12 protein-coding genes are annotated in these 12,369 nt (G+C 54.3%); 8 read left to right on the forward strand and 4 right to left on the reverse strand.

Features of this window, described 5'->3' with window-relative positions:
• Window positions 1-209: 209 nt before the first annotated feature.
• The 4 genes from GO013_RS02875 to rsgA all read left to right on the forward strand — a co-directional run bounded on the left by GO013_RS02875 (window position 210) and on the right by rsgA (window position 3,898).
• Window positions 210-1,037 (forward strand): class I SAM-dependent methyltransferase, encoded by an 828-nt coding sequence (locus tag GO013_RS02875; RefSeq protein ID WP_163808544.1) that lies wholly within the window; start codon window positions 210-212, stop codon window positions 1,035-1,037.
• A 157-nt stretch (window positions 1,038-1,194) separates the two neighbouring features.
• Window positions 1,195-1,671 (forward strand): MarR family transcriptional regulator, encoded by a 477-nt coding sequence (locus GO013_RS02880; RefSeq protein ID WP_163808545.1) that lies wholly within the window; start codon window positions 1,195-1,197, stop codon window positions 1,669-1,671.
• Between the two features lie 163 nt (window positions 1,672-1,834).
• Window positions 1,835-2,455 (forward strand): class I SAM-dependent methyltransferase, encoded by a 621-nt coding sequence (locus GO013_RS02885; RefSeq protein WP_163808546.1) that lies wholly within the window; start codon window positions 1,835-1,837, stop codon window positions 2,453-2,455.
• Window positions 2,456-2,791: 336 nt separating this feature from the next.
• Window positions 2,792-3,898: a ribosome small subunit-dependent GTPase A gene (rsgA, locus tag GO013_RS02890; protein WP_239057713.1), complete on the forward strand. Its 1,107-nt coding sequence runs from the start codon at window positions 2,792-2,794 to the stop codon at window positions 3,896-3,898.
• An 83-nt stretch (window positions 3,899-3,981) separates the two neighbouring features.
• On the opposite strand, the gene acs is transcribed toward rsgA, so the two are convergent.
• Both acs and GO013_RS02900 read right to left on the reverse strand, forming a co-directional pair.
• Window positions 3,982-5,943, reverse strand: coding sequence for an acetate--CoA ligase (acs, locus tag GO013_RS02895; protein WP_163808547.1), 1,962 nt, complete (start codon window positions 5,941-5,943; stop codon window positions 3,982-3,984).
• Between the two features lie 103 nt (window positions 5,944-6,046).
• Window positions 6,047-6,919, reverse strand: coding sequence for a LytTR family DNA-binding domain-containing protein (locus tag GO013_RS02900; protein ID WP_163808548.1), 873 nt, complete (start codon window positions 6,917-6,919; stop codon window positions 6,047-6,049).
• Window positions 6,920-7,205: 286 nt separating this feature from the next.
• On the opposite strand from GO013_RS02900, the gene GO013_RS02905 reads away from it, so the two are divergent.
• On the forward strand, window positions 7,206-8,192 hold the full coding sequence (locus tag GO013_RS02905; protein ID WP_163808549.1) for a glycosyltransferase family 4 protein: 987 nt from the start codon (window positions 7,206-7,208) through the stop codon (window positions 8,190-8,192).
• 7 nt (window positions 8,193-8,199) lie between these two features.
• Window positions 8,200-9,018, forward strand: coding sequence for a TatD family hydrolase (locus GO013_RS02910; RefSeq protein WP_163808550.1), 819 nt, complete (start codon window positions 8,200-8,202; stop codon window positions 9,016-9,018).
• A gap of 202 nt (window positions 9,019-9,220) precedes the next feature.
• On the opposite strand, the gene GO013_RS02915 is transcribed toward GO013_RS02910, so the two are convergent.
• Window positions 9,221-10,177, reverse strand: a complete 957-nt coding sequence (locus GO013_RS02915; protein ID WP_163808632.1) for a LysR family transcriptional regulator — start codon at window positions 10,175-10,177, stop codon at window positions 9,221-9,223.
• Between the two features lie 128 nt (window positions 10,178-10,305).
• Here GO013_RS02915 and GO013_RS02920 point away from each other — a divergent pair, with 128 nt between their 5' ends.
• Together GO013_RS02920 and GO013_RS02925 are read left to right on the forward strand one after the other, a co-directional pair.
• Window positions 10,306-11,016, forward strand: coding sequence for a 5'-methylthioadenosine/adenosylhomocysteine nucleosidase (locus tag GO013_RS02920; protein ID WP_163808551.1), 711 nt, complete (start codon window positions 10,306-10,308; stop codon window positions 11,014-11,016).
• Window positions 11,013-11,492 carry an S-ribosylhomocysteine lyase gene (locus tag GO013_RS02925; protein WP_163808552.1) on the forward strand — a complete coding sequence of 160 codons (480 nt, stop codon included), beginning with the start codon at window positions 11,013-11,015 and terminating at the stop codon, window positions 11,490-11,492. The genes GO013_RS02920 and GO013_RS02925 overlap by 4 nt, the downstream gene beginning before the upstream one ends.
• Window positions 11,493-11,592: 100 nt before the next feature.
• On the opposite strand, the gene GO013_RS02930 is transcribed toward GO013_RS02925, so the two are convergent.
• Entirely contained in the window at window positions 11,593-12,183 is a 591-nt protein-coding gene (locus tag GO013_RS02930; RefSeq protein WP_163808553.1) for a DUF4125 family protein, read from the reverse strand.
• Window positions 12,184-12,369 lie beyond the last annotated feature (186 nt).

Consider the following 12,369-nt stretch of genomic DNA (forward strand, 5'->3'; position numbering starts at 1 on the left):
CAGAAAAAAGCTTTGTGCGCACCAGACACTTGACATTATATGAGGATGAATGTCATTTTCAATTAAACAAATTAATCCCCTGTTTCATGGACAGAATCAGCCGGTATTTCGAACTGTTGTCTTCGACGCTGTCTCAAAATGAAAACGCTCTTTCAGGACGAAACAGCTTCGCAAAAACCTAACAGGGGAAAACAGTCCAAGGAGCTTTGATGCACACGATATCAACAGACGGCATTTCAGACGCAGTTGCGGACACCTTGTTTATCACGCTGTATATGCGATGCCTCGAAACACAACGGTCCGACCGGATTATCAACGACCCAGAGGCGTGCCGCATGGTCGAAACGCTGAAGTATGATTTCTCCGTCTACGACGCAGCCACCCGAAGCCAGATCGGCACCTGCATCCGAGTCAGGACATTTGATACCATCACCACAGAGTTCATTGAAACACACGCCGATCCGGTGATCGTCAACCTCGGATGCGGTCTGGATACTCGATCCAACAGGATCGGACTGGATAAAGGCGTGTATTACAATATAGATCTCCCGGAAGTCATGGAACTGCGAGACATCCTGCTCCCGCCCGATGATAAAAATATTTCCATCCACACATCCCTCTTTGACATGACCTGGATGCGAGATATCAGAAACGTCCACCCAGACGCCGATATCCTGGTGCTCTCCGAGGGGGTTCTGATGTATTTCACGGAAGCGGAAATTCGTCCTGTCCTTGAAGAAATTGCCCGGATCCTCTCCCCCGGCGAACTGGTCTTTGACGCATGCACGGACTTCGGCTGCAAAATGTCATCCCGTCACGACACCATCAAGCACACAAACGCCCGCTTTCAATGGGGACTCAATGACAACACCCTGCCGGAGCAATGGGCACCCAATATCCACCTGCACGATGTGTCCTATTACATGCATCAGGAAAAACACCGCTGGGACACGGTATCGAAATGCATGGCCTATATCCCGGCTTTTGCCAAGGCATTCAAAATGCTTCACTACACCATAGCTCCGGCCCGGGCCTGAGCACATCCGCCCACCACACGAAGCAGGGCCTGCTCCGCCGTCACTTAACCACGACACACAGCCTCGAAACACACGTTTCGGGGCTTTCACCCATTCCCCGCCCAACCGCTCACCGATTTTGCTTGACTTTATAGTTTAGAACCTTTACTAAAGTTTCATGACCAGCAAGGAAAATTCTATCAAGGCACTGACCGGCAGGCTGCGACGTATCATCACCAAACACGCCAGGATCGAAGAACTCCCGATCCGTACAGGCACAAACGTCGGCCTGACAGCCAAGGAAGTCCACTGCCTGAACGCCATCGGCGAACAGGAAGGTGCCAATGTCAAACAGATCGGCGACATGCTAGACGTGACCAAAAGTGCGGCCTCGCAAATGATCGGAAAACTTGAAAAAAAAGGGTTCACGCGAAAAGGAAAAGCCGTGGGTAATGACAAGGAAATCCTGGTTTCTCTCACCGATGCCGGATGGGAGGCGTTTCAGGCGCACAAGGAATTTCATGAACGCCATTTCACAACGCTTGTAGATAGACTGGAAGCCTTTCCAGACACACAAATTGCGGTGGCCGCCGCCATTCTCGCCACCGTGGAGACCACGGTGGACGAACGGATTGCGGAATTGTTTACTGACTAATTTTTTCCCGACTCATGGCTGAGCCCCCCCTCTCCAAATCAAAAAACCACACTGATCTTTTTTTTGGCTTAAAAGGTTAAATCTCTAAACCATAATTTTGCCTCCACTCAACGCCATGCACAATGCGCTTCCGGAAAAAACGGCCCTCAAACCAAGGATTCTCATGTCTCATCACTCCCAGGCCGCACCGACCAGACATAAAGGTCCCGGTCCCACCAGTTTCTGGATACAATCCGCCGACGCCGTCTTCAATCACCTGCCCCTGCACACCGGCATGACCTTCATGGACGCCGGATGCGGTGCCGGGGAATATACCCTCCATGCCGCCCGAATGCTCGGTCCTACGGGACACGTCATTGCCCTGGACACCGTGGAGTCATCGGTCGCATGGTTGAACACCACCCAACATGAACCGGGCATGGCGCCGATACAGGGTCACATCTGCGACATCACCACGCCGTTGCCATTCGACGCACAGAGTGTGGACATCGTCCTGCTCGGAACCGTCCTCCACATCAAGGCTGTCCGAAACCGAGCCACCGCCATGTTTGCCGAATTCAACCGCGTTCTCCGGCCAAACGGCACACTGGCTGTCCTTGAATGCAAAAAGGAAGAAGCAGACTTCGGCCCCCCGCTCCATTCCCGACTGTCCATACAAGACGTGCAGGCCATGGCCGCTCCAGTCGGCTTTCACACGGCCTCGACACATCGTTTCACCCACACCTATCTGCTCTGTCTATCGCCGGATGACAGCACAAAATGCTCGACTCCACACGGCAATTGACATGTGACAAGTTATCGGGCAGTGCTTATTTTTTTACCGCAAACAAGGAGCGTTGATGTCCGTTCGGTTCCAGGATCTTGCAATTGAAGTTGCTGAAAATCAGGGCCATTGACAGGAGCAAACCATTTCCTCTTCGCCGTCCTTTCAGGACTGCATCAAGGCCCTTTCGGCCTGCCTTCTCGTGGTTTTCCCAACCCCGCTCTCATTCAGTGCCCACTTTTTCCGCAACACCCTCACCACTCTGTCTCTGTTTGAAGCCCTTGGCACCGCCAACGGCCCATATCAATGACCACATGACCGATTCCGTGAATCGGTCTCAACGCATGGTGAAAAACAATGACCAAACCTGAAAAACCAATGAACCAATTGTCACACAACGACCCAAAAAACCGACTGGGATGGACTGACACTCTCGAACATCGAGTGACCGCACTCCCTATCTCGCCGCACACAATAGCCCGCGTCATCAGCGTCCAACGCGGACAATTCCTTGTCTCGGACGGTGTCCGGGAATGGCTATGCACGCCTGCGGGCCGCCTGAAGCGCGCCGCCAACCGGGACTATCCCGTGACCGGAGACTGGGTTACCATCGAAGCAACCATCGTCACCGGAGTCATTCCCCGAACCAACTTCCTGTCTCGCGGTGCTGCCGGATCACGAGGCCATCGGACCGATACCGCACTCCGGGAGCAGGCCATTGCCGCCAACATCGACACAGTCTTCATCGTGTGCGGGCTTGATCGGGACTTCAACACCCGTCGGCTCGAACGGTATCTGACCTTGGTCCACAATCAGGGCATTCCACCCGTGGTGGTCCTGACCAAAGCGGACCTGCATGACGATCCGACCCCATTCCTTGAAGAAGCCGAGGCCATTGCCTTTGGTGTGCCCGTGGTCATGACATCCATACAGGACGGCCGGGGAAAGACCGAATTGGAACACTGGCTCGAAGCAGGAAAGACCGTGGCCATGATCGGCTCGTCCGGTGCCGGAAAATCCACCCTTGCCAATTTGTTGCACGGAACGGATATTCAGGCCACCGGAGCGATCAGTGACAGTGTCGGCAAAGGCCGTCACACCACCACGGTCCGAGAGCTGCTTCGGATGCCACAGGGCGGGATGCTCATGGACAATCCGGGCATCCGTGAAATCGCCTTTCACGAAGAAGGCGACGGCCTGACCAGCACCTTTGCCGATATCCAGGCTCTGGCCGAATCCTGCCGCTTTGCCGATTGCTCGCATGAGCATGAACCCGGATGCGCGGTGCTTCACGCCGTCCAGACCGGGGAACTCAGTCAGGATCGGCTGGACAGTTATCACAAGATGGCCAAAGAAATGGAGTATATTGCCTCGCGACGCACCAAAAGCGCGGACCGCGTTGAAAAGGAACGATGGAAAAACGTGGCCCTGCACATCAAGAATCTCAAAAAACGCAACCGATAATCACCCATAAAAACACGCGCCACAGACAGACAACCTGTGGCGCGTGTTCACGAAAATGAATCCCGAAAAAAAGCGATTATGAATCAGGGATTTTCCTGCTCGCCCCCCTCCGTATTCGGAGCCTGAAAGCTTTCATCTTCCAATCCGGTCAAATCCCCGATGTCATGGCCGGTCTCCTCGGCCTTGAGCACGCGCCGCATGATCTTGCCTGAGCGGGTCTTGGGCAGGGCCTCACGGAATTCGATGGATTTTATCACGGCCACCGGGCCAAGTTCGTTACGGATGGTCCGTTTGAGGTCCTTGATGAGATCATCGTCAGGTTCAAACCCGCCATTGAGCTGCACAAACGCCTTGGCAGCCTCGCCCTTGATCTTGTCCGGCACCCCGATCACCGCACATTCGGACACGGCCCCGTGCATCCCGAAAGCGGCTTCAAGCTCTGCCGATCCGATACGATGTCCGGCGATGTTGATGACATCGTCAGCCCGGCCCTGAATCCAGATGTAGCCATCTTCATCCTTCTTTGCGACGTCACCCGCATAGTACACGCCGGGAACTTTCTCCCAACACGCCTTGAAGGCATCGTCATCATTCCAATATCCAGTCATCATGGCAGGCCAGGGTTTGGTCACCACCAACAATCCCCCCTTGCCAGGCGGGACCGGCTTCCCGTGCCGGTCAACAACATCACACTCCACCCCGGGCAATGGCTTGGTGACAGAGCCGGGCTTGAGCAGGGAAATGGGCAACGGCGCGATCATGAACATGCCGGTTTCCGTCTGCCACCAGGTGTCCAGCACCGGGCATTCGGACCGCCCGATATTCTTGTACAACCATGTCCAGGCCTCGGGAGCAATGGGCTCACCCACGGTCCCGAGCAAACGCAAACTCGAAAGATCATGTTGCTTGGGATACTGGGTGCCGAACCGCATGAGCATCCGAATCATGGTCGGCGCGGAATAAAAAATGGTAACTCCGTATTTGGCCACGATGGCCCAGAGTCGATCGGCCTGCGGATAATTGGGATGTCCCTCGTACATGACCGAGGTGGTCCCGGCCATGAGCGGCCCGTAGATACCGGCACTGTGGCCGGTCACCCACCCGGGATCAGCGGTACACCAGAAAATATCGGTTGGCTTGATGTCAAAAACCGTTGTCAGCGTCCGGTTGACACCCACCATGTACCCGGCATGGGAATGGACAATCCCCTTGGGTTTTCCTGTGGTCCCGGAGGTGTACATCAGAAAAAGCGGATCATCCGCGTCCATGACCTCGGTGGGAGCTTCATTGCGCTCCTGACGGACCAAATCCTCGTACTGAAAATCCCGTCCGTCCACCATGTCCACACTCAGGTTGCACCGCCGGACCACCACCATGGAATCGACACAATCCGCGCAGGCACCGATCAAAGCTTCATCCGCAGTTTCCTTGAGACTGACGATCCGTCCGTTGCGATAGAATCCATCCGCCGTGATAACCAGCTTGGCATGGGCGTCATTGATGCGCTGCCGCAAGGCCTTGGCCGAAAAACCGGCGAAGACCACGGAATGAATCGCCCCGATCTTGGCGATCGCCAACATGGAAATCACGGTTTCAGGCAAGGGCGGCATGTAGATGACGACTCGGTCACCTTTGCGAATGCCTAATGAGCGCAGGGCATTAGCAAACCGATTCACTTCACGGTACAATTCGAAATACGTATATTTGCGCTGGTCGCCGGGTTCGCCTTCCCAGATCAGGGCAAGCTTGTTCTTGTTGGCGGTCTCGATGTGTCGATCCAAGGCGTTGTACACGATATTGCACCGCGCACCGGGAAACCAGCGATAGAATGGTGCGTCCTTGTCGTCGAGCACCTGATCCCACTTCTTGAACCAATCCAGATCATCGGCGGCTTCTTCCCAATATCCCATGAAATCCATCTGAGAGAATCGACGCGCCGCGTCCAATTCCTGGGGATTGACATTGGCCTCGATAACCAATTGCGGAAGCGGGCGAAACACGCGCTCTTCCTGCAACAAGCTGTCTACTGTTCCTGGCTGGTCCATATTTCCTCCTCGCCGTCAACGGTTCGGCGAGTCTCTTTCATAACAATTTATCCCGGCAAATCCCGCGTTATTCGGTCAGCGGTTGCCCGAGCACGTTCAACGGTTACAATCCGATGATCTTCTTCAACTCCGCGATTCGCCGGCGGCTGATGGGCAACTCGATCCGGGTCCGGCCTGCCGTGCGCAGCATGAAGTTTGACCCCGGCATACTCGCGATTTCGGTCACCATGTCGAGATTCACCAAATACTTGCGATGCACCCGGAAAAACCGGTGCGGTCCCAGTCGATCTTCCAGATTCTTGAGGCGATGGGATGAAAGAAATTTCTGATTCGCCGTGTGGATATAGGAATAATCCTCAAAGGCCTCCACAAAAATGATCTGATCATACGGAATGAGAATGGTCCGCCCATCCTGACTCACGGCGAGCTTATCGATCTCCGGCCTGCGATTGGCGGTCTGATCCCACGCGGTTTTCAATGCGGCCAAAAAGGAATCCTGCTCTTCTTCGGGCAAGGGCAGCTTCACGGTCTGTTCCGTGTTTTCATCGCGGGATTCAGTCGCGGCATCCATCTGTGGTTGGGGCGGAGGAACTTCCCGAAACCGGGACTTGAAGGTCTGAAGCCGGTCCATGGTCCGGGCCATACGCCCTGGCGCAGGCGGCCAAAGCAGGTAGTCCGTGGCTCCCAACTCAAAAGCGGCATACGCCTGATTTTCCGTATCGGAAATAAACACCAGAGCGGGTTTGTTCTTGCGACCTCCCAACATCTGGGCCATCTCGATACCACTGGTGCCCCCCGACAAATCGATGCCGAGAAAAAACACGCCATATGGAATGGCTTCAAGCAGTTCCATGGCCTCGAGAGCGGTCACGGCCTCGCCCAAAACCTGAATAAACGCGACCTCTTCCAACGCATCCCGCAGGGCGGTGCGAACGTCCGGGTCCGGATGTATGAGCAAAGCTTTTAACGTCGGCATGGGATATCATCGACCTTTGTTCCAATACATTATGAAGAATACTTCACTGATAAGCCTACCCATAAACGTGTTGTTTCGCAAGGTTGAGGTCGTCCATCCCCTGCTGTCACACAATCCCGGCCCATATGTCACACTCCCGAAACCCACGCAGCTCGCAGTAGGGATACCGTCTCCACACTTCATTGAAAAATCGTCTTCCTCCGTCGCGGAGTGGGCACTCCTCTCCATGCCCGCTCCGCACCCTCTCCTTGCCAAAACCGACGGTTTGTGATCTCAATTGAACATCATGAAGACATGTATTTTTCTGCCCCCGGTCAACAAACCGACCGGCGGCGTCACCGTGTTGCGGCAGGTTGCCGATATTCTCCATCAGGCTGGGAAAGACGTCCGCCTTGTTGCGCGCGAAACCAGTGGTTGGCGACCGGACGGACTGGCCGATGCCGCGCCAGTGATTGAATGGGCCGACCTGCATCTGACGTCTGATGACATCTGGATGATTCCCGAAGGGTGGGTCAATGCACTGGCTCCGGGACTGGAAGCCAAGGCGCACTGTCTCAACTACGTCCAGAACTGGGCCTATCTGTTTTCGGCCCTGCCCGAAGGGGTGGACTGGCACAACCTGCCCGTGGAATTTCTCGCGGTCTCTGATCCCGTGTCCCACTACATCAAGAAAACGACCTTCAAGGATGCCCCGATCATTCGCCCGGGCATCGACCGCTCGATTTTCTATCCGCCAGACAAAAAGCCCACCCGCCGTTTTACGGTGGCGTTCATGCCGCGCAAAAACAAGGCACTGATCCAGCAGATCAAGGCCATTGTCGAGCACCGTATCGGACCGAATGCCATCAACTGGCTGCCCATTCAGGGCATGTCCACCCATCAGGTGGCCGACGCCCTGCGGTCCGCCCACATTTTCCTGGCAACAGGGTTTCCCGAAGGCTGTCCGCTCCCGCCTCTTGAGGCCATGGCCTGCGGGTGCCTGCCCGTGGGGTTCACCGGATTCGGCGGCTGGGACTACATGCGCCATATCCAATCGTCCCCCCGATTTACCCCGTGGATCGATCTGCGTGAAGTGGATTGGGCCGGAAACGGATTCTGGTGCGCGGACGGTGATGTGCTGGATGCCGCGCTCTGTCTGGAAGATGCGCTTGACATGCTCAAAAAAAACGATCTTTATCTAGCAGCGGCCCTGGAATCCGGGCAGGAAACAGCCGATGCCTACAGCTCTGACACCCAAAAACTCGCCGTCCTCGAAGCGTGGGACGCATTCTAAACACACCATGTCCAAAAAAAACCGACCTGAACCGGAATCCCTGGCACTTGCCGCCGGGGGCGTGGATTCGCACGCGCACCTTGACCTCGAAGATTTTGACGAAGACCGGGACGAGCTGCTCGCCCGGGCCTCGGCCTCGGGCATCAGCCAGATACTCAATGTCTTTCTCGGACCGGACGCCTATGAACGAAACCGGTCCCTCTTTGACACGCACCCGCAGGTTTCCTTCCTGCTCGGCGTACACCCCAACAACGCCCCGGACCTGACCGACGATGCGCTCGAACGGATGCGGCACCACTTCAGCACCGATTCACGGCTCAAGGGGGTCGGGGAAATCGGCCTTGATTATTATTGGGATGATGTCCCGCCCGACGTCCAGAAAGTCGCGTTCATCAAACAGATTGACTTGGCCCGAGAACTGTCCCTGCCCATTGTCATTCATTCCAGAGATGCCAATGACGATACGGCCACCATCCTTGAATCACACGGATTCAAAGACTACCCGGTGCTCTGGCACTGCTTTGGTGCGGACATCGAATTCGCTGAACGTCTTGTGGGCAACGGCTGGCATATTTCGATCCCCGGCCCGGTGACGTATCGAAAAAAATCCGAAGCGGTCCAGGCGGCCGTGGCCCGTATCCCACTCGACCGGCTCATGGTCGAAACAGATTGCCCGTACCTGACCCCGGAACCATGGCGCGGCAAACGCAACCATTCATCGCTGGTGGTCTTCACGGCCCAACGTATCGCCCAGATCAAAGGCCGCTCACTTGAAAATATCTGGCACATCACTGGCGACAACGCCCGACGCTTCTTTTCCCTGTAAATATTCTTCAGGGCCTGTCTCCATCAGGCCCCTTTTTTTCTCATTCGCCCACGTCCTCACCCGACCACTTCGCCGCAGGCGACACAGGGTTTCCAAAGGGGGCCCGCCCCTTTGGCTGCCAGAGGCGAAATCACCTGAAAATCCCGCCAAAGGCGGCTTCCACTTCTCCCTTTTTCCTACCTTCTTTCACCAAAGACTGCCATCAAGCGGGCACATCCCTATCAATCAATTTCAACTGAGAAATGGAGCCGAGTTCGTGACGCATGTGCTCCTTGAAACAGCGTTCAGTGAGGGTTTCGGCCTTGTTTCTGAATTGCACACAGGCAATGGTATTTTCCAATTTTCTGTCCGAACCGGTGATCGGCACGATGGTCTTGTCGGCGATCTGATCACTGACAAGATGACTCACGATGACACCAATCCCCATGTCCTGTTCGATGGCCGCTATGATGGCTCCGGCGTTGTCGGCCACGAAAACCATGTCCAACGAGGACGGCGCCGTGTCAAAATGGAGCTTGAACCAACTGCGAAACAGGGCAATATCCTTTTTGTACCCGATATACTGCAACTGAATCAGCTCGTCGTATCCGGCCCCGAGCACATGCGCGTTGTAATAGGTCTGGGAACAGGCACAAACAAACTGCTCCTTGACGATGGGATGTATGGTGTAGGTTGTCTCGCCACCAGGGGTGTTGGTAAAAATCGGCAAAATGTCGATGTAGGCGAAATCCAATTCGGCCTGAGATACCTTTTCGAACAACACATTCGGATCACCCAGCTCCAAATAGAATGAAACATTGGGATACTGCCGACGAAACGAAGCCATGATTCCGGGCAGATACGTCTTGCCAAACTCTGACGGCGCACCGATTCGCAACTCTCCGGACGGCATCTCGAAACTCTCGTTGATGTCGCGAACCCCGTTCTCCAACTGCATCATAAAGGCACTCACAATGGCGTACAGCTTGTGCGCCGCCGCCGTGGGAATCAGCTTCCGGTTCACCCGGGTGAAAAGTGCCACCTGCACCTCGTTTTCCAGCTTCTTTATATGCTGACTGACACCGGATTGCGTGATGTGCAACGCCTTCGCCGCCCTCGTGGTGCTCTGCTCGGTGTACACATGATAAAAAACCTTGAGTCGGTTGAAATCCGGCAGCATCACACCCTCTCCTGTTCGATTGAATGACATTTTAACTAATCAATTCCAGCAAAATTAATAATTTTACTAATTAATAAATTTCCCGATAGAGTGCAACCAGACCACGAGGTCTTCACAAGGAGTTTTACGTGAAAATAGGAATCATAGCGGCAATGGATGAGGAACTCCGGTTCCTGCATCAGGAATTGACCAATTCGAAAATCGTCAGAATTGGTCAATTCACCTTTCATAGTGGACAGATACGAGATGTTGACGTTGTCGTGACCCAATGTGGCATTGGCAAGGTCAACGCAGCGGTCGGGGCAACATTGTTATTGGAAAACTTCAAACCGGATTCGCTCATCAACATCGGTGTGGCTGGCGGATTCGCTCAAAATATCGAAATCGGGGACGTGGTTCTTTCTTCGGAAGCGCGACATTACGACGCGGACGCCACGGCCTTTGAATATGAAATAGGTCAAATCCCGAAAATGCCAGCCAAATACACGGCTGATGACGCACTGCTTCACATCGCCGAAAGCGTGGACATGCGATCGGACAACGTGGCCGTGCATCAGGGAGTCATTCTTTCGGGAGACGCTTTTGTCCATACTCCATCACAGATAGCCTATCTGGCCAAGAAATTTCCCGATGCCCTGGCCGTGGAAATGGAAGGGGCGGCCATCGCGCAAACCGGATTTCTGTTCAGGGTTCCCTTTATCCTCATCCGAGCCATCTCGGACAAGATTCGGGAGTCCGAAAACCAGATTACCTACGCAGACAGCCTGCATAAAGCGGCCAAAAGTTCCGTCAAAATGACTTTGGGCATTCTTGAAACAATCCATACGAGGGCAGCATGAAAAAAATAGCAAGTTTCACCATCGATCACACCAAACTGCACCGCGGTGTCTATGTTTCCCGCACGGATCTGGCGGGGACTGCCGTGGTCACGACATTTGACCTGCGCATGAAGGAACCGAACAGGGAACCGGCTCTGGCTCCAGAAGCCGCTCACGCCATCGAGCATATCGGGGCCACCTTTCTGCGCAACCATCCGCATTACAAGGATCAGGTCATCTACTTCGGTCCCATGGGATGCCTGACCGGATTTTACCTCGTGCTCAGCACTAAATGCTCGTCACGCGAGATACTCCCACTCATTCAGGAAGTCTTCCAGCATGTTGCAGCATTTGACGGCGACATTCCCGGAGCAAGCCCGGTGGAATGCGGCAATTATCGTTTCATGGATCTGAATGGAGCGCGACAGGAAGCCGCCCGATACAGTGAGGAAGTACTGTCCGCCATTCAGGACGAAAATCTCGTGTATCCCGAATAACGACCGTCATGTCCGGGTGGAAACTCTTTCAGGGCTTCCACCCGCTTTCTATCATGTTCTGGTAGTCCATGCGTTGAACACAGCTACCGCCAAGGGCACCCTACTGGTGCCGACTCACGCGCCTTTTCAATTTCGCCAACGATGCCACGCCGATTTTTTTCGTTATGTTCTCAAATCGAAGCAGGGCCAGGTTTTCCCCTTTTTCCCGCGCTTCATGAACACGATCGGCATACAGCGACACCGTTTTTGGTGAAAACGTCTTTAACTCGGCGCATTGATTCCGACGAAACAGCCCTGGATTTTCCGGGCTGAACCAAGGATACGCCTTTGAAGCGTCACTCATCCAGTGCGCTTCGACATCAACGATTTTTCCGATGGTTTCCATATCCCCGGAAACCGGTGGAGTCAGGTCATCCATACGCGCATTTTTTTCCACCAACAAATTCCGACCATCCTGTTTCGCGGCTTTCAAATCAGCCAGATACGATTCCAGAAACTCGGTCTGCATGACGGAAAAAAGCATCCATCGCATCTTGCGGAATGTCTTGCGACGTTCCAGACACATGGATGATCCATCAGTCGCGGAAGCAGCTCGAAACATGACCAATTCATGATCGATAATCTCCCGAATCAGCCGCTCACGGACCTTTTCCCTGGGCGGCGTTCTTTCGAACACGCCAAAAGCAAACATTGCAAAGCCCTCTCTATTCGAGATTTTCATGTGCTGACACGCAGTTCTATCCACGCGCCAATTTCAAGACCTTGAGGAAACCGACTTCGTTGAGGTCAATCAGTATCCTTCCACATTTTTCGGAAAAACAATTTTTCCATTTCCTCGTCCGGCGACTCTATTCCAATGCCACGAGTTCTCCCGAGG

The organism is Pseudodesulfovibrio sp. JC047, assembly GCF_010468615.1.
GTDB lineage: Bacteria > Desulfobacterota > Desulfovibrionia > Desulfovibrionales > Desulfovibrionaceae > Pseudodesulfovibrio.

Coding starts and splice junctions, on each gene's coding strand:
- GO013_RS02900 (WP_163808548.1), bottom strand. CDS start 6,919: ATGCCGACGTTAAAAGCTTTGCTCATACATCCGGACCCGGACGTTCGC.
- acs (WP_163808547.1), bottom strand. CDS start 5,943: ATGGACCAGCCAGGAACAGTAGACAGCTTGTTGCAGGAAGAGCGCGTG.
- GO013_RS02910 (WP_163808550.1), top strand. CDS start 8,200: ATGTCCAAAAAAAACCGACCTGAACCGGAATCCCTGGCACTTGCCGCC.
- GO013_RS02925 (WP_163808552.1), top strand. CDS start 11,013: ATGAAAAAAATAGCAAGTTTCACCATCGATCACACCAAACTGCACCGC.
- GO013_RS02905 (WP_163808549.1), top strand. CDS start 7,206: ATGAAGACATGTATTTTTCTGCCCCCGGTCAACAAACCGACCGGCGGC.
- GO013_RS02875 (WP_163808544.1), top strand. CDS start 210: ATGCACACGATATCAACAGACGGCATTTCAGACGCAGTTGCGGACACC.
- GO013_RS02885 (WP_163808546.1), top strand. CDS start 1,835: ATGTCTCATCACTCCCAGGCCGCACCGACCAGACATAAAGGTCCCGGT.
- GO013_RS02930 (WP_163808553.1), bottom strand. CDS start 12,183: ATGTTTGCTTTTGGCGTGTTCGAAAGAACGCCGCCCAGGGAAAAGGTC.
- rsgA (WP_239057713.1), top strand. CDS start 2,792: ATGACCAAACCTGAAAAACCAATGAACCAATTGTCACACAACGACCCA.
- GO013_RS02915 (WP_163808632.1), bottom strand. CDS start 10,177: ATGCTGCCGGATTTCAACCGACTCAAGGTTTTTTATCATGTGTACACC.
- GO013_RS02880 (WP_163808545.1), top strand. CDS start 1,195: ATGACCAGCAAGGAAAATTCTATCAAGGCACTGACCGGCAGGCTGCGA.